This is a genomic window from Parabacteroides leei, assembly GCF_023369805.1.
Taxonomy (GTDB): Bacteria; Bacteroidota; Bacteroidia; order Bacteroidales; family Tannerellaceae; genus Parabacteroides; species Parabacteroides leei.
Map to the genome: position 1 here is coordinate 1 of NZ_JAMBQG010000032.1, position 20,207 is coordinate 20,207.

The window sequence follows — 20,207 nt, forward strand, 5'->3', positions numbered from 1 at the left end:
ATATGTGGAAATTTGGGAAGCGACAAATGGCAACCGAAAAGTGTTAAATTTTAGAATATGCTGGTAATTAAAGATTTACACTCGGATATTTCTGATTAGTTTTGGTTGTTCTATGGTTATAAATACATTTGTAGATTTCTTCGTATTCGGACATATCGGGTACGCTGAACATTTCAACATATGGATTCGAATCACCTATACCCTGCATCAATACACCCGAATTCTCGGTCAGCGGATATTTAGAAGCAATCATATCCGCCGATGCGATCGCTTGCTCCAGAAACCATTTAATTTCATTATCGATATTACCGGATGGATATTCATACCCTTTATTGTATTCTTTTGTTGCACCGGGCCATCCTTCTCCATTGGGAACAAATGCCGTACCTTTAAAATATTTCAGCCATGTTCCTTCAAATAAAGCAACCCTTGATTTCATCAGATAACAGATATCTTTGTACATACGGTTCTTTTTTCCATCCGGAGCTGTCGGTTTCATTAACATGGCAGCCGAATCCAAATCGGAAATTATAAAACGGGCGACTTCGTTCCTGGGCATACGCTTCGAAGCCTCTGTCAACTGTTGTAAATCATCCATGAATGTATTTCGCACAATTGGAAAATCTCCTAATGTCATTAGTTTGTTGAAATATGCTAATGCTCTAAAAAAGTAAGCTTCCCCTATATAATGCTCAATATTTTCTTTTGAGCCTTGAATCTCACCATTTTTATATGCTGGAAGCACTCGTTCCAAAAAGTAGTTCATCTGATAAATTGCCTCAAAATTCCATTCTCCTTCAGTTTCTCCTACTTTCAAGTCTCCTTCCGTATATAGGTTTGAATACCCCATACCCGCTTCATTATCCGTATTGTTATCCAAGCCTACTCCCCCTCCGGAGTTAGGCAAATCCGTATAACGCTTGATTATATAAGAATCCAATTGAGATTCTTCTTTCAGATAATTCTCCGGAATAACAGATGATGGTGGAGCTATCTCCAGATTGTCATTACATGCGGTCAGCACACCGCTTAAAAGTAATATTTGGGATATGTATTTCAGTTTCATTATGCTTAATTGTTTCATGACTATTATATTAAATATGTGTTAATAGGTTACACTCAACCCAAATGAATAGGTCGTAGACATTGGGTATTTCATCATGCCTGCAGGATCTGATGATATAGTTTCCGGATCAAACAAGTCTGTTAATGCTGTACCTGTCCACAAATTTTCTCCAACAAAATAAACACGAAGGTTCTGCAATTTCAGTTTGTTGGTCAATGATACCGGCAGTGTATATCCTATACTCACATTCTTCAGGCGAATATAAGACGCATTTAACAAATAACGAGATTGCGTCTGTTTATTTTTATCCGTATCAAATAAAGGCCGGGGATAATAACCGTCTAAATTCATCCCCAATATATGATTCTCATCGTTCCGAAAATAATCTTTATGTTGCTCGAATAAAGTTGCTCCCCAAAGCCATGAGGCACCCCAAAAGTCAGAACTACCCGTATAATAATCTCTCTTCATGACTCCTTGGAAAAACACGCTTACATCAAATCCTTTATAATCTGCCCCTAAGTTCAAGCCGAACAGATATCGCGGAGTTTCATTTCCTATTACTTTCAGGTCCCCTACATCACCATGAGTAGAACTACCGGAGTCTATTTTACCATCACCGTTTAGGTCCTGATACATAATGTCTCCGGCAGCCCAGTTGTTCCCGATAGCATTTTGGCCTCCATTAGGTAAAGAATTCAAATGAGCCTCCATTTCTTCTTGCGTCTTGGCAATACCGATCGTTTCGTATCCCCAGATTTCTCCATAATCTTTACCCGAATAATAACTGGTTACGACTCCTGTATTATTGGGGTATTCCAGTATCTTGGTGCGGGCATCCGAAAGATTGAACGTAGCATTGTAACCTAGACCGTTTTTCAAACGATCACGCCAGGATAGGGTTAGTTCCCATCCGTTTGTACGCAAACTCGTATTATTGGTCTTAGGAACAGCTGTACCTAAAATAACCGGCATTTCGGGAGCTGGCCCGATCATATCTTCAGTCTTTCTGGTAAACCATTCCAGACTTACCCCCAGTCGGTTGTTTAATGCATTAGCATCCAAGCCGATATTAGTTGTTTTTACGATTTCCCATCCCATTGTCATACTGATCAGACCTGGAGCTGAAGATGTATTAAGCTGGTTCCCGTTTATCAACCAGCTACTATTTGCAGCTTCGATAGGCATCGTCAAATAAGTCGGATACCACACCTCTTTCGTGTTTTGATTTCCCAATAAACCATAAGATCCTCTCCATTTAAAAGTAGATATGTAGTCTGATAATGAACCCCAGAATTCTTCATTAGCCATATTCCAACCGACAGAAAAAGAGGGGAACAATTTCCAGCGCTTATCTGATCTGAACCGTGACGTTCCGTCATAACGCAAATTCCCTTCCAACAAATAACGGCCTTTGTAATCGTAATTCAAACGTCCGAAGAAACCAGCCAAAGCCCATTTGTCATAGCTTCCTCCGACAGTTGGTGGCGTTATTTTTCCGGATCCGTCAGTACCGGAAGTTGCATTTAGGGCATCCATCCCATCCACTATGATACCTAAACGACGGGCATTTATTTTGTCTTGCCAGAACTGTTCGGACTGAAATCCGCCCATTATCTTAAAATTATGTCCACCTAGTTCTTTAACATATTCTGTATAGGCATTTACATTTAAGTATTTAGTACCTTTGTATTCTTCTGAAACACTTGAATTACTACTGAATCCGGTATATTGATAAGGATTTCCATTCACATCATGATTATACATCTTTTGAATATCCTCATGAACCCGCTCCTGATATATCTGGTAATTTACATCACCAATGACTTTCCAGCCTTTGATTGGCTCAACGACAATATTCAACTGTTGAGTGGTCTCATTTGTTTTTTTCTTGTGTCGGCCGCCATCCCGTAGAGGCAAAGCCCAAGTCGGACTTGAATACAAATATCCATTCGGATCGTAAGCGATCATGGTAGGCCAACTTTGTCTGGATAAATTGGAAAACATATTATCAGTAAAGAAGGTCGGTTTTTCAAAATCAATCTGGTTAAACCGCATGCCATAGTTGATGCTGATACGGTCATTCAGTCTGGATGTAACCTTCAAGTTGGTTGCAATACGCTGGTTAGTTTCCGGATTCAATTTAATATATCCATCTTGTCCCAAATAATTGGCAGAAGCATACATCTGTAATTTTTCTGTACCACCGGAAACACTTACGTTATGTTCGTGTGCAAATACGGTGTCGTCAAAAATCAAGTCAAACCAATTTGTATTACCGTATCCATACACATAAGGATCGCCCCAGCGTGTAGGATTATTTGGGTCGGGATCAATACCTCCGGTAATTTTCCCATCCATAAAATCTTTGATCTTTTGTAACCGTTCGGCCGAGAAATAACCGGCTGCACCGGCATTGGTGGCTGCTTCATTAAAATAGGTAGCAAAGGTGTAAGAGTCTACCTGCTTTGGCATATTGATTGATTTATTCCAACGGAATGAATTATTGTAGTTAATAGACAACTTCCCCTCTTTTCCCTTTTTGGTGGTGATCAAAATAACACCGAACGGGGCGCGGGATCCGTAGATGGAAGAAGCCGCGGCATCTTTCAAGACAGAAACAGACTCAATATCTTGCGGATTCAAACGGTTCATATCACCTTCCATTCCGTCGATCAGTACAAGCGGACTTCCGGAAGAATCCTCACCGATAGTTCCGATACCACGAATATTAATAGAAGGTGAAGCATCCAGATAACCTTGTGATTGTGTAATATTCAATCCCGGCATGGCTCCTTGAAGTGCCTGGGCTACATTCGAAACAGAACGTCCTTCAAACGCTTCAGAGGTGACTTGTGAAACTGCTCCTGTCAGGTTCTCTTTCTTCTGTGTACCGAAACCAACCACAACCACTTCTTCAAGTGTCATCAAATCCTCTTTTAACTGGATAGTAAAAGATGTTTGATTATTGACAGCAATCTCAGTTGATTTATAACCGATGTATGAAACCTGTAGAACAGCATTGCTAGGTATTTCAAATTCAAAATGACCGTCGATATCTGTGATTGTACCTGTTGTGGTACCTTTTATAACAACATTAGCTCCGATGATTGGTTCACCTTTACTATCTGTAACGATTCCGGAAATCTGCTTTTTTTGTTGTGAAATTTTTGGTGCTGATATTTCAGAACGTTTCTCAAACAAATAGATTTTGTTATTTATGATCTCGTAACTCAAATTGGTATCAGCTATCAGGTTTTCCAATACCAGAGTAACATCTGCGTCTTCAACCTGGATACTCACTTTTCTGTCCAGATTGACAATCTGCTTGCTGTATGCAACGCTAAGTCCTGTCTGTTTAGTGATGACAGATAACACTTTTTCAACCTTGACATTGTTGAGTGACATGGAAACCCGCTGCGCAGAGGCTTCTGCTGTAAAGGTTAACAAGGAGATGACCAGAAATAAGAATGTCAGTTTCATTGCATTCGGGATTTTCTCAATTAATATTAAAAGGTGCCTGGGGATAAGGCACGAACCATTTTTTTTCATATTTTTGAAATGAATTTATGTATTAGAAATTAATTTGAATTTCGGTACGCGGATAACCGGGAATGTGGGGACATTCTCGGTTATTTTTTGACTTTGTTATGTTGTGTCGTTCATGTATGCTCTCTATTTTTAAAGGTTAAACAAGTTGATGCTCTCTCTCTTTATATAGTAGACACACGGTGGCTGGAAAAGTATGAGTGGAAAATGTAAAAAGTTTTATTTTTTTCGTTCTATTCTTATAATTCCATCTTTTTCAATGAATTGAATCGGGGTTATTTTCTCAAGATCTTTAAGGATTTGTTTGATGTCCTGCTCTGTAGAGGTTAATGTATAGTTATAATAGAGAACCGATGAGTCAGCAATTGTGAATTCCACATTATACCAGCGTGATAAGGTGGCTATCACTTCTGGCAGGGGAGTGTTATTGAATACGATCTGATTCTTTTTCCAAGCGGAAAGATGGTCTATGTTTTCCGGTCGGGATATTTTGCAAACGCCGCTTTTTCGGTTATATGTCGCTTTTTCTCCCGGTTTCATATAGGCTAATGAGCTGGATTTGTTTGCCAGTTGCACTTTCCCTGTTTCCAGGGTTACGAAAATATTCGGATCGGTTGCGTATGCCTTTACATCAAATGTCGTACCCAGTACTTTTACATTGATATCTTTCATATCCACGATGAACGGGCGGTCTTTGTTTGGGGAGACCTCGAAGAAAGCTTCCCCTTCCAATTCCACTTTGCGTTCGGAGAAACCGAATTTTCGGGGATATTTGATACGCGTTTCGGCATTGAGTGTGGCACGTGAACCATCCTGGAAGATCAATTGCATGCGCTCTCCTTTAGGTACATATATTTCTTCGTAACCGGAATCGGCAAAAAGATCGATGCGTTTATCTATATACCAGAATTGCCCGAGGAACAACAGTAACGGAATGAGGATGGCAGCTGCACGAAAAATGAACCGTTTCCTTTGTTGTAGGTGGATCTTCTTCATGATGAACCGGTACATTTCGTCTGTTGGTATGGATCGCTCTGCATATAATTCTTCGCTGCCGGGCTGTATCTTTTCCATATCTTCATCCATTAGAGACGACAAATATCGGGCGCCTTCGGGAGTGGAGAACCAGCGGATTACCAGGCGTGCTTCTTCCGGAGTAGCGGTATTGTCGAGCGTTTTGTCGATGATATGTTTATCTGGTGTTTTCATTTTCTTATTCCTGTTTTTTAATAGACACATAACTGGACTGTTGGTATGAGTGTTTGTTGCTCTTTTTTCCTTTTTCAGGAGAAAAAAGAAGAGAGTAGCAGGATTAGCAACTTATCGAAGTGTTCCCTGAGCAGTTTGATGGCCTGCGAATAATGAGTTTTGACTGTTGGTATCGATATCTGCATTTTTTCTGCAATTTCCTGATTGGACAATCCTTTTTCCAGTTTGTACAGGCAGACAATTTTCTTCTGTTCCGGCAGGTCGCTGATAGCCCGGTACAACTGTTCGTTCATTTCCTTCTCTTCCAGCTTTTCCAATATTTCGTTTTCATACTCGATTGTTTCTTGTGCCAGTTCATAATTCTTCTCTAATGCGGTATAGTTATTCCTAATCTCGTTCAGCAGGTGATTTTTCAACATGGTGTACAGATAATTTCTCAGGTTGATCTGAATGCTGAGGAGTGTACGCGATTCCCAGAGCTTCAGGAATATTTGCTGGACGGCATCTTTGGCGGTATCGTTGTCCTTTAAATATTTGAAAGCAACGACATAAAGTAATTTATGATACCGCTCATAGATCGTAGTAAAAGCCCTCTCATTTCCTTTTTGCAAAAGAATAAGTAACTCATCATCGGTTTGCCCGGATATGGAGAGGAACTGCTCGTGCATATAATAGTATCTCTTTTAGATTTTTTGCAAATATAACTTTAATACGAAACTTTCCAATCGCTGAACTCCAAACTTAACTGTTTCCAGCGTTCTTTTTTTACAGTTTCTTCCCGTTCTTCCTGTGGGTTTGAAACAGAAAGGCCAAGCAGCCGGATCGGGTTTGTTTCATAATCTACCTCTTTCAGCAGTTGTTTGGCAAGGGGGAGGATCTCGTTTAAGGTAGTCAGTTCCTGAGATTGGGTAATACTTTTTGTTTTTAATGTGAAATCGTGGAATTTTATCTTTAATGTCAATGTATTTCCTTTGAATCCGGTCCGTTGCAGGCGGCCGATCAGTTCAGTCGCTACATGGTAAAGTTCGATGATGACGGACGATTGGCGGGAAATATCTTTTTCCAGCGTATGTTCGCAGCCGACGGATTTGCGGATACGTAAGGCTTCTACCGGGCGCAGGTCTATTCCGCGAGAACATTCATAATACAGGATGCCGGCTTTTCCGAACTGGCGGGTAAGCATTTCCTGTGAACATTCTCTTAATTGAGCTCCGTTATGAATACCCAACGTATGCATCTTTTGGGCAGTGACGGGGCCGACTCCCCAGAATGATTCGATGGGTAGGCGGGCGATAAAATCGAGAGCCTGTGCCGGATGGATCGTACAAAGGCCGTCCGGTTTCCGGAAGTCGGAAGCTATTTTTGCCAGGAACTTATTGTAGGAAACACCCGCTGAGGCGACCAGGTTCAGCTCCTGTCGTATTCGCAGCTTGATCTCTTTGGCAATATCAACAGCAAGAGGTATCTGTTTTTTATTTTCTGTGACATCGAGAAAGGCTTCATCCAGCGATAGTGGTTCTATGATATCCGTATATTCATGGAATATCTCGTGGATTTGAAGGGATACTTCTTTGTAAACGCTCATTCTTCCCGGAACAAAGATCAGGTTCGGGCATAACCGTCTGGCCTTTTGTGACGACATGGCGGAACGAACGCCGTATTTCCGCGCCTCATAACTGGCAGCAGCAACCACACCGCGTTCTTCCGAATAACCCACAGCCAAAGGTTTTCCCCTCAGTTCCGGATTATCCCGTTGCTCGACTGATGCATAGAATGCATCCATATCTATATGTATGATTTTACGTTCCGTATAGTCTCCTTTTCTTTATCAAAGATAATTAAAAAGAGGGAGAAAGTGCGTTTGTCGTTAGAATTATAGTGTTACCCCGGATTTGAATATAGCAATCTCCCGATATCCTTTCCGCTCGTTGTTTGTTAGTTTTCCTCCGGCAATATCCTGTATGAACCGGATAAACTGTTCGGTAAGGATTTCCATTGCTTCGCCTTCCGCCAAAGTTCCGGCGTTAAAGTCGATCCAGCCGGGTTTGTTTTCTGATAAAGCAGTGTTGGTCGAAATCTTGACAGTGGGGATAAACGTTCCGAAAGGCGTTCCCCGTCCGGTGGTGAAAAGTACCATGTGACAACCTGAGGCGGCCAATGCCGTGCTGGCTACCAGGTCGTTTCCCGGGGCGCTCAACAGGTTTAAACCTTTAGTGGATAAACGCTCTCCGTACATAAGGACATCCTTTACTCCTGATTTACCTGACTTCTGTGTACAGCCGAGTGATTTTTCTTCCAGTGTAGAGATACCTCCGGCTTTGTTTCCGGGAGAAGGGTTTTCATAGACCGGTTGTTTGTTTTCCAGGAAATAGGCTTTGAAGTCGTTGATGAGGCGGACGGTCTTGTTGAATAACTCTGCTGTACCGCAACGATTCATTAATAATGTTTCGGCACCGAACATTTCGGGAACTTCCGTCAAAACAGTCGTTCCTCCCTGTGCAACCAGAAAATCGGAAAATACACCTAATAGTGGATTGGCTGTAATACCGGAGAAACCATCCGAGCCCCCGCATTTCAAACCGATACGCAGTTTGCTGAAAGGAACCGGCCTACGTTGGTCGGTTGAGGCAATGGCATATAATTCGCGCAGTAGCTTCATGCCTTCTTCCTGCTCGTCTTTCACTTTTTGGCAGACCATAAAACGGACACGTTTTGTATCGTATTCCCCCAGAAACTCGCGGAAAGCATCCGGCTGATTGTTTTCACAACCTAGGCCGACTACCAGTACTGCACCGGCGTTCGGATGTTTTACCATGTTCCGGAGGATTTTGCGGGTATTCTCATGGTCATCGCCTAGCTGGGAACAGCCGTAATTATGTGGGAAAGCTACGATCGCGTCTACATTTTTTCCTTCCGTCTCTTGTCGGAGAGTTTCTGCCAACTGGTTAACGATGCCGTTTACGCAACCGACTGTCGGGATAATCCATATCTCATTGCGTATACCAGCTTCGCTGTTTTTACGCAGGTAGCCGTTAAAGGTTAAGCCTTTGTCGGGAATATGTAATGTTGTATCCTGTGGTTGCCAGGTATAATCCTGTAACCCGTCCAGATTCGTTTTTATATTCTTCTCGTTTATCCAGGTTCCGGTAGAGATATCAGATTGAGCGTGTCCGATAGGGAAACCATATTTAATAATATGATCGTTGGTTATAAAATCTTTCAATGCTACTTTATGTCCTGCCGGGATATCTTCCTGGATAGTGATTTGACGATTGCCTACTGCTATCAGATCTCCGGTCGATAGTGGTTCTATGGCTACGACAACATTATCGGCCGGATTTATTTGGATATACTTTTTCATCAGAGAATATCTTTTACTACCTCTCTCATACCTTTTTCCTGAATCGCATCCAGGTAATAAATAACCCGCTCTGTTAACCCGGAAATCCGGTTGAGGTCTTCGCCCCAAATCTCATCCACTGCCAGGATATTTTCTGCCACGGTCCGTGTAGAGTTGGTTGCCCAAAGTTCTTTCATCAGGCATATTGTCTTCGGATCATCGTTGGGAACGATTTCGGTACCGTCTTCACGTTTGCCTCCTTTATAATAGGTAAGGATCGCTGCCAGTCCCAATACAAGTCCTTCCGGCAAAATGCCTTTGCGTTTCAGGTATTCTTTCAGACCCGGCAGGTCGCGTGTCTGGTATTTAGGGAAAGAGTTCAGCATGATGGAAGTAACCTGATGATCGACAAACGGGTTGTTGAAGCGGTCCAGTACATCATTTGCAAACTGTTCCAGTTCTGCTTTAGGCAGGTTCAGCGTTTCCATCAGTTCTTCGAACATCACTTTGCGGATATATTTTCCGATCACTTCATCCTGGCAGGCATCTCGTACGATGTCGATTCCGGAAAGGAAAGCGACAGGCGAGAGAACGGTGTGCGGTCCGTTCAGCAAGGTAACTTTTCTCTCGTGATAAGGAGCTTCAGAAGGCACGAACAGCACATTCAATCCAGCTTTGTCTGCAGGAAATTCCTGAGCTATTTCTTGTGGGGCTTCAATCACCCAAAGGTGGAATATTTCGGCTTGTACTACCAGATTGTCGTTATACTGTAATTTCTCTTTGATTGCATCGATCTCTTTTCGCGGGAAGCCAGGGACGATACGGTCGACTAAAGTGGCATAAACGCCACAGGCCTCTTCAAACCAATTTCTGAAGTCTTCGCCCAGTTGCCAGAGATCGATGTATTGGTAAATTACCTCCTTTAGCTTGTGTCCGTTCAGGAAGATCAGTTCGCAGGGGAAGATGATTAATCCTTTATTCTTATCCCCGTTGAATGTTTTGAAACGGTGGTAAAGTAACTGTGTCAGTTTTCCTGGATAAGAAGAGGCTGGCGCATCATCCAGTTTGCAGGACGGGTCAAAAGCGATACCCGCTTCGGTCGTGTTGGAGATCACAAAACGCATTTCCGGCTGTTCCGCCAACTGAATGAATGCTTTGAAATCGGTGTAAGGATTCAGTGAACGGCTGATCACGTCGATCAGCTCAAGACTGTTGACTGTTTCCCCTTTATCCAGGCCCTGTAAGTTGACATGATACAGGTTGTCCTGTTGGTTCAATATGTCGACCATTCCTTTTTCAATAGGTTGAACTACCACAACATTACTATTGAAATCCGTTTGGGCATTCATATTCCAGATGATCCAGTCCACGAACGCCCGAAGGAAATTACCTTCTCCAAACTGTATGATACGTTCCGGTCGGAGGGTGACCGGAGCGTTCTGCCTGTTTAATTCTTTCATTTTATTTTATTTGTTTACAACGAAGTTTCGTATCTGACATTCCGTACCTAAAGAATCGGGGTTCTTTTCTTTCGAGATACGAAGTACCAGTTTATGGGCAGTGTCGTCTAATTCTGTTTCCAGCATATATACCCAGGGAATATAAAGATATTTACTCCATTCGGTAAACGTATCGAGCTTTTTGAATGGGGCACCGTCGATGCTGTATTCAAGGATTCCGGCTGTCGGACCCGGTGTACAGAAGATACCGATCGCTTTTCCTGTGAAGTCGAGCGTCAATTTGTCGCCCGGGCGGGTTGCTTCCAGCATGGGAACGTCAACGAAACCTCTTCTCTTTTCATATGTATTATCCGCACGCCAGGAAGGAACGTATTTCCAGCCTTTGTTCAGTTTTGCCTCTTTCAGGTCGATAAAGTCGCCTCCATAATAACTGTATGCGTCGAGCGGTTGTTCCGGTATTTCGTGGGTAACGACCGGACTGTCGGGAGTGATTCCTTTCCACATCGTATCGAAGAGGTGGTTGATCGCTGCTGCATAGAATTTATGTCCGAACGGTAGTGGATGGGTTCCACCGAACTGTTCCCAGGTGAACTCGCCGTCCTGCATTCGTTCGCCTATTTCCTGGACCAGGTTGACAGACGGGATCTGATAATGGTTTGCCACCCGTTCGTGGTTCAGTATTACGTCCGGTTGCTGTTTTTTAGCAACCATCGGGATAAACGGATCGTAGATAAAGTGTAACATCACGATATCCATTTCCGGGTTACTTAGTAATGCATGACGCACTTCCCCTTCCATACCACGTACCTGTTCCAATGGAGTGAAATGGTTTGTATGGTCGTTCACGGCTGCTTCTACAAAAAGCAGGTCTATTTTTCCTTTCGAGAGAATATCATTTTTCAATCGGAAGGAACCCGGAGTCGTTCCGGTAGAACCGATGCCGGCTTCTACAAATTCGAAAGTCGTATAAGGGAACCGCTGTTGCAGTTGTTTTTCGATCATGTTCTTCCAGCCGTTCATCTCTGTGATGGAACCACCCAGGAAAGCGACACGTGCTTTACGTTCTTTCTCAAACTTGACAAACGAGTTTTGCAGGCTGCCGCGCACGTTGTAATGCAGATATTTCTCATATTCCGGCTGGTGGCGGAGGATGAAGTCCACAACCGGTTCCGGATTTTCCAGGCTATGGGGATGATGGTCTACACCCGGTTTGATAATTACCTCTACCGGACCACCCAGAGCCAGATAGCGGGAACGTACTATATCCATATTATCCTTAAACGGAACGACTTTGTCTGCATCTCCGCAAACGCTGATGATCGGGATTCCGGCTTTTGCCAACGGTTCCAGATTGTCGATCGGATTACCTTTGAACGAATTCATATCTTCGTCTGTCAGGTTCCATTCTTTCAACAGGTCGTTCCACAACTCTGCATTCTTTCTTCCCGGCCAACTGAATACATTGCAAACCGGGGCATCGATATAGATGCAGGCGATCTTGTCTGTATTTTTGGCCGCCCAGTTCAAAGCATATAAACCACCGCGGCTGAATCCTTCCAGGGTCACTTTCGGAGAAAGTCCGTAATAATCTTTCATATATTGATAGAACTCGGTACCCAGTGCTACTGCACGCGGGTTTCCGTAAGCATGTGTCAGATCATAATAGGCGATATGAAATCCTTTCTCCAGTAAAGCCTTGTCTACACTGGGGAAGGCATTGAAGAAGGCCGGACGCCATATCCACGGATTCCCTTTGGCTACCTGTTTTGGGACAACCACGATCGCATCGCGTCCCTTGAACTGGAAATCGTAACGGTCGCATCCGTTCCATTCGCTTTTCAGACCGGGGAAGGCTTGCATCTGATGGGAAGTCTCTTTATCTGTAATTGCTTTATAAACAGTTTCGGCTATTTTATGTGCACCCACCGGATCGGGATGGATATTATCGGGGAAATGTTCTTTCATACCGCTTGTTGCCATATGCAAATCGATGATAGGTAATTTGTTTCTTTTCGCTACCTGTTCAATCGCAGGAATAACACCGGCTGCAATGATACTGTCGTTAATACTGGCATCGCTGACATAGGCTTTGGGAGGATAACAAAGATAGATCTTTGGTTTTGATGGAATTGCCTTAAACGCATTGATCATCGTCTGAATATCTCCGGGAAGTCCAGCTTTGTATTTCCAGTTGAACGATTTGGAATCATTTGTCCCCAACTTGATCACAACGATGTCGGGATTATAATTGAGAGCATCTTTAAACATTTGTTCCTTCATGTAAGGATGATCCCCTTTCATCAGCATGGTACGGGCACTAAAGCCGAAGTTCCGTACTTCATACTCCTTTCCGAGCATCTGCCCGAGAACAGAAGGATAACTGTCGCGGTCGCGGTTCGCTATCCCGGCTCCGAATGTAATACTGTTTCCTACACATGCCACCCGGATTACTTCAGCGGCTTCCTGCGCCCAGCCGTTCAGACTGACGATCAGAAAAAATACGATTAGATTGATTAGCTTTTTCATGGTAACTTATCTCGATTCTTGATTTATGTTCTGTGATGGTTAATTCTGCGAAGGTAATTAAATTTTTAATATGTCAGAACTTTACAAGAATACGAAATACTTTACCGGGATCGGCACTCCATTCCTGCATCGCAGCAAATGCTTCTTCCGGCGTTACTGTTTTAGATATAAGTTCCTCCCGCGGACAGTTGTCCTCTTGAAGATAACGGACTACAGCCCTGAAATCTTCCGGCAGTGCATTACGGGAACCCCTGATGTCCAGTTCTTTCTGTACGAATAGTTTGGTCTGAAAGGTCACTTCGCTTTTAGCATAACCGATACAAACTACTCGTCCGGTAAAAGCAACTTCATTTACGGCCATTACATATGTTGCCGGACTTCCTACAGCTTCGATAATTACATCCGGGCCCAGTCTGTCTGTTATCTCCAGTAAACGTTCGTGTACATTTTCCGTCCGTGAGTTGATGGTGAAGTTGGCACCGATGCGCTTTGCTAGTTCCAGTTTTCCGGCATCCAGATCCATCGCGATTACAGTAGCACCTCTTAAAGCTGCACGAATGATCGCTCCGCAACCGATCATGCCGCAGCCAATGACCAGGACGGTATCGATGTCGGTAACTTGTCCGCGGGAAACAGCATGGAATCCTACGCTCATCGGTTCGATCAGGGCGCAGTCGCGTGGAGAAATGCCGGGGGCCGGAATTACTTTCTGCCAGGGAAGCGAGAGATATTCAGCCATGGCGCCGTTGCGTTGTACACCGAACGTCTCATTATGTTCGCAGGCATTTACTCGTCCGTTGCGGCAAGCGGCACATTTACCGCAGTTGGTGTAAGGATTGACGGTCACGTTCATGCCCGGCTTGAGTCCGGCAGGAACATCGGGACCTACGGCTTCAATCACAGCTCCGACCTCATGTCCGGGGATAACGGGAAGTTTAACCATCGGATTACGTCCCAGGAAAGTGTTCAGGTCGGAGCCGCAAAAACCGACATACTTAATTTTCAGAAGGACTTCTTCGCTCTTCATTTCCGGCTTCACTATATCAACCACCTGCAATGTTTCCATAACGGGAATTTGTATTGTTTTCATATACGTTATATATTATAGATTAATCAATCACTTTATATCCTTTCCATCCGTAGTACGCACAGAAAAGGAAACAAACCAACGGGACCAGGTAAGCGACATAATAAATCGCTTCAAAATGATGCATTACATAAGCCGTCAACTGAGGTAGGCATGCATTCCCCACGATAGCCATTACCAGGAAGGCAGCCCCGCTCTTAGTATTTTCCCCAAGGTCCTTTAGCGCCAGCGAGAATTGTGTCGGATACATGATCGACATAAAGAAAGATACTGCCAGCATCGCATATAGTCCGACTGTTCCGCCGCATAGGGCGATCACTCCGCAAAGTACTACGTTTAACAGGGCATACACCAGCAACATGTCCTGTGGGCGGAACTTCACCATCAGCAATGTTCCGATCCAGCGACCGAGCAGGAACGCCAGCATATACAGACCGAAGAAAGTAGTTGCCACCGATTCCGATAGCCCGGCATAACTACAACAATACACCAGGAACAGGCTGTTGATCGCCGTTTGTCCTCCGTTATAAAAGAACTGTGCGATTACTCCCCAGCGAAGATGCGAACGTTTCAATACGCCGAAGTCGATTAGTTTTCGGTCTTTACTTTTTTCTTTCGAATGTTCTTCGTCTTGTATTTTAGGAAGTTTGGAAACGATGAAGACAACCGCTATTATTATTAAGAGTAGTGCTAACAGGAGATACGGTTGCTTCATCGAATCCGTTTCAAACTGGATATAAGCATCCCAGCCTCCGGGATAATCGGCAGGTAGGGAGGTGCGAGTGTAGTGGTCACCACTCAATACCAGTTTGCTGAGAAACATGGCCGCGATAAAAGCACCCAACCCGTTGAATGATTGTGCCAGGTTGAGGCGGCGTGGGGCGGTATCCTGATCCCCCAAAGCTGTTACATATGGGTTTGCGGCTGTTTCCAGAAAACACATTCCGGTGGCAATAATAAAGAAAATAGTCAGATAACCCCAGTATTCTTTCAGGATGGCGGCCGGGAAAAACAATAATCCTCCGAAAGCTGCCAGTAGCAAGCCGAATATGATTCCTGATTTGTAACTGTTCCGTTTCATAAACATGGCGATCGGTATCGGGAAGATGAAGTAAGCTAGCCAGTACGCTGTTTCGGTAAAAGAGGCTTCGAATGCATTCAGTTCGCAGGTTTTCATCAACTGCCGGATCATGGTGGGCAATAGGTTACTGCTGATTGCCCACAGGAAGAAAAGGCTGAAGATAAGTGCTAGTGGCAAGGCAAAGTTGTTCTTTTTCATGGTAAATTATTTTAAGGTATTCTACTCGGACATGTTCTTTATATATGGTAATACCGGAAGATCGCGGAAGCCGTAGAAGGCGATTGCATTTTCCCCGAGAAAGAGATCTTTCTCCTGTTCGCTCAACTCTTTCGAACGGGTAATAAAGTCGTACGACATCTTATAGGTTATAGCTGTGATCGTACGCGGATAATCGGAGCCCCACATCAACTTATCCATTCCGACTAGTCCGGCTGCTTCACGGATGGCCCGAACAGCTCCTCTGAAAGGGTAGAACTCGTCATTAAATAGCCAGGTGATGCCTCCCGATTCTATCATCACATTCGGATAACGGGCGAGGCGGATCTGTGCCAGCCAGTCAGGACGTGTTACCATTCCGAAATGGCCGATCGCTATTTTCAGCGCGGGACATTCTTGTATGACTTCTTCCAGTTCGGCTGTCTGTATGGCCCCGTCTGCCAGGTCGATGGAAAGAATGATCTGCCGTTCTTCCATATAGTGGAACATACGCATCATTTCATCGCAGTTCAGGTAGACACGCCCTTCTTTCAATAACAGTCGTTGTGCAGGTATCTTGATTGCTTTGAATCCTTGCATAATGAGTTGTCGTGCCTGTTCAAAGTATCCGGGGCGACGGAATTCACAAAGACCGCAAATGAAGAAACGCTCCGGATGGTCGGCTGCTACTTCCTGCAGATAGTCATTCTGAACCCCGTCGATATACTCTTGTGTAATAACAGCGGCTGCCACCTGCGCATAGTCCATATTCGACAGAAAGACTTCGGCTGTGTTTTTTCCGTCGACCATAAAAGGAGGGAGCATTTGCCGTACTTCGCCCATAAAGAGAGAGCGGCCGTTTCCGAGTGTGCGGATAGGCATACCCTCGACAAGGGTATCTTGCCGGAGCCACAGGTGGGAGTGGGCATCTATTATCGTTCTGTTCATGAGTTGGCCCAGCTTACCCGTTTCTGATCTCCTATAATATCCTGTACTTCTCGTACCAATTGCCAGTCGATCGGTTCTTCTGCGTAGCGGATATTCTTTAATACATTGCCGGGGTTAGCCGAACTGAACAAGGTGGTAGCTATCCGTGGATTGCTGATCGCATACTGGATAGCCAGTTTTTCGATCGGATACTCTTTCGATTGGCAGTGTTGTACAGCCTTTTGACAGGCCTCGATCAGGGAGGTAGGTGCCGGATGCCAAGCGGGGACACCCCGTAAGGAGAGTAAGCCCATCGACAAGGGAGAGGCATTGATAACACCGATTTGTTTCGCTTCGAAATAATCTAGATAATCTGCCAATTTATCATCGTTCAGGCAGTAATGGCAAAAATTAAGAACGGTTTCAACAGTTCCTTCCGGTACGCGGTCTATTACCCACTGGAGGTTCTCCAGTTGCAGGTCGGTGATGCCCACATGTTTTACGATACCTTTTTCGCGTAGTTCCACCAAGGCTGGGAGTGTTTCATTGACTACCTGGTTGAGGTCGGCAAATTCGATGTCGTGTACATTGATCAAGTCGATCTGTTCGATATGTAGCCGTTCCATGCTTTCGTAAACGCTTTCGGTTGCTCGTTGGGCAGAGTAATCCCAGGTGTTGACACCCTCTTTCCCGTAACGGCCCACTTTGGTGGAAAGCAGATAAGTGTCGCGTGGTATTTCTTTTAAGGCTTTTCCCAGGACGGTTTCTGCTTTGTAATGACCGTAGTAGGGTGAGACGTCGATGAAATTCATCCCGTTTTCTACTGCTGTAAAGACAGCTTCGATACTTTCTGCTTCGCGCGTCTCGTGAAATACACTGCCTAACGACGATGCGCCATAGCTCAGGACGGGAACTTTCATCCCGGTTTTTCCGCAATATGAATAATTCATAATTTGTATGATTAAAGTTGTCAGAAGCCAAATGTATAGCTTTTGTATGTTGATTATAACCTTGTTATATGAAAAAATCTACGCAAACGTTTGCGTAATAAAAGAGAAGAATTGAACCCGAGCTATCAGAAAAATCTTATATTTGTGTCACTGAATAAACCGGATGGCCAGGAAAAGACACATATCACTGAAAGACCTCGCAAACGAACTGGGAGTTTCCGTTTCGACCGTCTCGCGGGCATTGAACGATAGCTACGAGATCAGCCCTGAAATGCGTGAGCGTGTAAAGGCTCTTGCCGAACAGTGGAATTATCGTCCTAATCCGTTTGCGCTCAGTTTGTTGAAAAATACTCCGCGTATAATAGGCATTATCGTGCCTGATCTGGTGACTCATTTCTATTCTTCCATTATCAGCGGCATTAATGATGTTGCGCGAAAACATGGCTATTCTGTGATCATCACCTCTTCTTATGAACAGTATGAACAGGAACTGCATTGTGTGGAGGATCTGGTGAACATGCGGGTAGAGGGAATACTGGCCTGTCTTTCGCAGGAGACGATTGACTACTCTCATTTCCTTTCATTGTCTGATATGGATATCCCATTGGTCTTTTTCGACCGTGTGTGTATGCCGAAAGATATTCCTTCAGTAGTGGCGGATAATATGGAGTCGGCGCGGGTGGCCACTCTGCATCTGTTGCAAACCGGATCGAAGCGAGTTGCTTTTCTGGGAGGTTCCGATCATCTGGCAATCGTGCGGCAACGTCGCGACGGATATATCGAGGCTCTGAAGGAACGAGGCTTGTCGGTGGAAAATGATTTGATTGTATGTAAAAAGATGACCTATGAAGAGGGGCGGGAAGGTTGTTACCAGTTACTTTCACTGCCGGAGCCGCCGGATGCAATCCTGGCGATGAATGACACACTGGCTTTTGCTGCGATGAAGGAAATCAAAAAGCATCAGTTCTGTATCCCTGCTGATATCGCTCTGATCGGTTATACGGATGAGCTTCATTCCAATTATGTGGAGCCTGCCTTGACTGCTGTCACTCATCAAACCTATAAGATGGGAGAGGAGTGTTGTAATTTGCTCCTCAAGCAGATAAAGAAACGGGAGAAGCCCCGGCAGATCGTCGTACCTACTCATTTATCGGTGCGTGAAACTTCCCGAAAAAGATAACCTATCTTATAGTTGTTTTATTATTAAATACAAATTACGATGTATTCGCACACACAATATGCTTTGTAATTAAAAAAAATGATATATATTTGCCGCAAATCATGAAAAACCAGTAAGAAATGAGCACATTAGGCAATGTGGGTCAGAAAATGACCCAGTACAGATGGACAATCTGTGCGATGTTGTTTTTCGCAACGACAGTAAATTATCTCGATCGTCAGGTCTTATCACTAACCTGGGACGAATTTATCAAACCCGAATTCCATTGGAACGAATCCCATTATGGAACGATTACATCCGTATTTTCTATTGTATATGCTATTTGTATGTTGTTCGCCGGTCGTTTTATCGACTGGATGGGAACAAAGAAAGGATATCTCTGGTCGATTGGTGTTTGGTCGGTAGGTGCCTGTATGCATGCCGGTTGCGGTATCGTAACAGAACATTATGTTGGGATGAACAGTGCCGCCGAACTGATCGCTGCAACAGGTGATGTGGTAGTGGTTCTGGCTACCGTCAGTATGTATTGCTTCCTGGTTGCCCGCTGTGTATTGGCATTGGGTGAAGCCGGTAACTTCCCGGCGGCTATTAAGGTGACAGCCGAGTATTTTCCGAAGAAAGATCGTGCTTATGCTACTTCTATATTTAATGCCGGTGCTTCTATCGGTGCCTTGATTGCTCCGTTATCTATTCCGCCGTTAGCTAAATGGCTGGGTTGGGAAATGGCTTTTATCGTGATCGGTGCGCTCGGTTTTATCTGGATGGGAATGTGGGTATTCATGTACACTACTCCTAATAAAAGTAAACATGTAAATGCTGCCGAATTAGCTTATATTGAACAGGATAAGGATGAAGATGGCGGTATCGCAAAAACAGAGGAAGAAGAGAAGAAAATAGGTTTCTTGCAATGTTTTAGTTATAAGCAGACGTGGTCGTTCATTGCCGGTAAATTCATGACGGACGGTGTATGGTGGTTCTTCCTTTTCTGGACACCTTCTTATCTGAATACACAGTTCGGTATTAAAACGTCTGATCCCCTGGGAATGGCTTTGATCTTTACTTTATATGCAATTACGATGCTCTCTATTTACGGAGGTAAACTTCCTACTATATTTATCAACCGTACCGGAATGAATCCGTATGCCGCTCGTATGAAAGCGATGTTGATCTTTGCCTTTTTCCCGTTGGTGGTATTGTTGGCACAGCCGTTAGGTACTATTTCTCCCTGGTTCCCGGTTATTTTGATCGGCATCGGTGGTGCGGCCCACCAGTCCTGGTCGGCTAATATTTTCTCTACAGTAGGTGATATGTTCCCGAAATCAGCGATTGCAAGTATTACAGGCATCGGTGGTATGGCTGGTGGTGTCGGTTCGATGATCTTGCAAAAGGTGGCCGGTAATCTGTTTGTTTACGCCGATGAAACTCATATGATCTTTATGGGGTTTGAAGGCAAACCTGCCGGATATTTCATTATCTTCTGTGTATGTTCTGTCGCTTATCTGATCGGATGGGTGATCATGAAAACATTGGTTCCGAAGTATAAAGTAATTACACTTGAATAAAACAAATAGCAGCCCCGCTGTTAAGAAACACTGACAAAGCGGACAGTATATACAGGACGCAGACTCATGCAGATA

14 protein-coding genes are annotated in these 20,207 nt (G+C 44.2%); 2 read left to right on the forward strand and 12 right to left on the reverse strand.

Features of this window, described 5'->3' with window-relative positions; all coding sequences use genetic code 11:
• Nucleotides 1-67 precede the first annotated feature (67 nt).
• From M1P97_RS25355 to M1P97_RS25410, 12 genes are all read right to left on the reverse strand, one after another.
• Complete coding sequence (locus M1P97_RS25355) at nt 68-1,084, reverse strand: RagB/SusD family nutrient uptake outer membrane protein (protein WP_249390532.1); 1,017 nt, start codon at nt 1,082-1,084, stop codon at nt 68-70.
• A 21-nt stretch (nt 1,085-1,105) separates the two neighbouring features.
• Nucleotides 1,106-4,549 (reverse strand): TonB-dependent receptor, encoded by a 3,444-nt coding sequence (locus M1P97_RS25360; RefSeq protein WP_229058723.1) that lies wholly within the window; start codon nt 4,547-4,549, stop codon nt 1,106-1,108.
• Nucleotides 4,550-4,834: 285 nt separating this feature from the next.
• Nucleotides 4,835-5,824, reverse strand: a complete 990-nt coding sequence (locus tag M1P97_RS25365; protein WP_195375400.1) for a FecR family protein — start codon at nt 5,822-5,824, stop codon at nt 4,835-4,837.
• Nucleotides 5,825-5,898: 74 nt separating this feature from the next.
• Nucleotides 5,899-6,492 carry an RNA polymerase sigma factor gene (locus M1P97_RS25370; RefSeq protein WP_195375399.1) on the reverse strand — a complete coding sequence of 198 codons (594 nt, stop codon included), beginning with the start codon at nt 6,490-6,492 and terminating at the stop codon, nt 5,899-5,901.
• Nucleotides 6,493-6,530: 38 nt separating this feature from the next.
• Complete coding sequence (gene dinB / locus M1P97_RS25375) at nt 6,531-7,622, reverse strand: DNA polymerase IV (RefSeq protein ID WP_317243614.1); 1,092 nt, start codon at nt 7,620-7,622, stop codon at nt 6,531-6,533.
• Between the two features lie 75 nt (nt 7,623-7,697).
• Nucleotides 7,698-9,185: a UxaA family hydrolase gene (locus M1P97_RS25380; RefSeq protein ID WP_394803953.1), complete on the reverse strand. Its 1,488-nt coding sequence runs from the start codon at nt 9,183-9,185 to the stop codon at nt 7,698-7,700.
• Nucleotides 9,185-10,624: a tagaturonate reductase gene (locus M1P97_RS25385; protein WP_195375397.1), complete on the reverse strand. Its 1,440-nt coding sequence runs from the start codon at nt 10,622-10,624 to the stop codon at nt 9,185-9,187. Before M1P97_RS25385 ends, M1P97_RS25380 begins: the two co-directional genes overlap by 1 nt.
• Nucleotides 10,625-10,630: 6 nt before the next feature.
• Nucleotides 10,631-13,150, reverse strand: coding sequence for an SGNH/GDSL hydrolase family protein (locus M1P97_RS25390; protein ID WP_249390534.1), 2,520 nt, complete (start codon nt 13,148-13,150; stop codon nt 10,631-10,633).
• Between the two features lie 73 nt (nt 13,151-13,223).
• Nucleotides 13,224-14,240, reverse strand: coding sequence for a zinc-binding alcohol dehydrogenase family protein (locus tag M1P97_RS25395; RefSeq protein ID WP_195375395.1), 1,017 nt, complete (start codon nt 14,238-14,240; stop codon nt 13,224-13,226).
• 19 nt (nt 14,241-14,259) lie between these two features.
• Nucleotides 14,260-15,516, reverse strand: coding sequence for an L-fucose:H+ symporter permease (gene fucP / locus M1P97_RS25400; RefSeq protein ID WP_195375394.1), 1,257 nt, complete (start codon nt 15,514-15,516; stop codon nt 14,260-14,262).
• 21 nt (nt 15,517-15,537) lie between these two features.
• Nucleotides 15,538-16,461, reverse strand: a complete 924-nt coding sequence (locus M1P97_RS25405; RefSeq protein ID WP_195375393.1) for an amidohydrolase family protein — start codon at nt 16,459-16,461, stop codon at nt 15,538-15,540.
• Nucleotides 16,458-17,390: an aldo/keto reductase gene (locus M1P97_RS25410; RefSeq protein ID WP_195375392.1), complete on the reverse strand. Its 933-nt coding sequence runs from the start codon at nt 17,388-17,390 to the stop codon at nt 16,458-16,460. The genes M1P97_RS25405 and M1P97_RS25410 overlap by 4 nt, the downstream gene beginning before the upstream one ends.
• 163 nt (nt 17,391-17,553) lie before the next feature.
• Here M1P97_RS25410 and M1P97_RS25415 point away from each other — a divergent pair, with 163 nt between their 5' ends.
• Together M1P97_RS25415 and M1P97_RS25420 are read left to right on the forward strand one after the other, a co-directional pair.
• Nucleotides 17,554-18,570 carry a LacI family DNA-binding transcriptional regulator gene (locus M1P97_RS25415; protein WP_195375391.1) on the forward strand — a complete coding sequence of 339 codons (1,017 nt, stop codon included), beginning with the start codon at nt 17,554-17,556 and terminating at the stop codon, nt 18,568-18,570.
• 119 nt (nt 18,571-18,689) lie between these two features.
• On the forward strand, nt 18,690-20,132 hold the full coding sequence (locus M1P97_RS25420; RefSeq protein WP_195375390.1) for an MFS transporter: 1,443 nt from the start codon (nt 18,690-18,692) through the stop codon (nt 20,130-20,132).
• Nucleotides 20,133-20,207 lie beyond the last annotated feature (75 nt).

Excerpts from the sequence above, each read along its gene's own strand:
- M1P97_RS25395 (WP_195375395.1), bottom strand. The coding sequence starts at position 14,240 with ATGAAAACAATACAAATTCCCGTTATGGAAACATTGCAGGTGGTTGAT.
- M1P97_RS25385 (WP_195375397.1), bottom strand. The coding sequence starts at position 10,624 with ATGAAAGAATTAAACAGGCAGAACGCTCCGGTCACCCTCCGACCGGAA.
- M1P97_RS25405 (WP_195375393.1), bottom strand. The coding sequence starts at position 16,461 with ATGAACAGAACGATAATAGATGCCCACTCCCACCTGTGGCTCCGGCAA.
- M1P97_RS25420 (WP_195375390.1), top strand. The coding sequence starts at position 18,690 with ATGAGCACATTAGGCAATGTGGGTCAGAAAATGACCCAGTACAGATGG.
- M1P97_RS25355 (WP_249390532.1), bottom strand. The coding sequence starts at position 1,084 with ATGAAACAATTAAGCATAATGAAACTGAAATACATATCCCAAATATTA.
- M1P97_RS25370 (WP_195375399.1), bottom strand. The coding sequence starts at position 6,492 with ATGCACGAGCAGTTCCTCTCCATATCCGGGCAAACCGATGATGAGTTA.
- M1P97_RS25390 (WP_249390534.1), bottom strand. The coding sequence starts at position 13,150 with ATGAAAAAGCTAATCAATCTAATCGTATTTTTTCTGATCGTCAGTCTG.
- M1P97_RS25380 (WP_394803953.1), bottom strand. The coding sequence starts at position 9,185 with ATGAAAAAGTATATCCAAATAAATCCGGCCGATAATGTTGTCGTAGCC.
- fucP (WP_195375394.1), bottom strand. The coding sequence starts at position 15,516 with ATGAAAAAGAACAACTTTGCCTTGCCACTAGCACTTATCTTCAGCCTT.
- M1P97_RS25415 (WP_195375391.1), top strand. The coding sequence starts at position 17,554 with ATGGCCAGGAAAAGACACATATCACTGAAAGACCTCGCAAACGAACTG.
- M1P97_RS25410 (WP_195375392.1), bottom strand. The coding sequence starts at position 17,390 with ATGAATTATTCATATTGCGGAAAAACCGGGATGAAAGTTCCCGTCCTG.
- M1P97_RS25360 (WP_229058723.1), bottom strand. The coding sequence starts at position 4,549 with ATGAAACTGACATTCTTATTTCTGGTCATCTCCTTGTTAACCTTTACA.
- M1P97_RS25365 (WP_195375400.1), bottom strand. The coding sequence starts at position 5,824 with ATGAAAACACCAGATAAACATATCATCGACAAAACGCTCGACAATACC.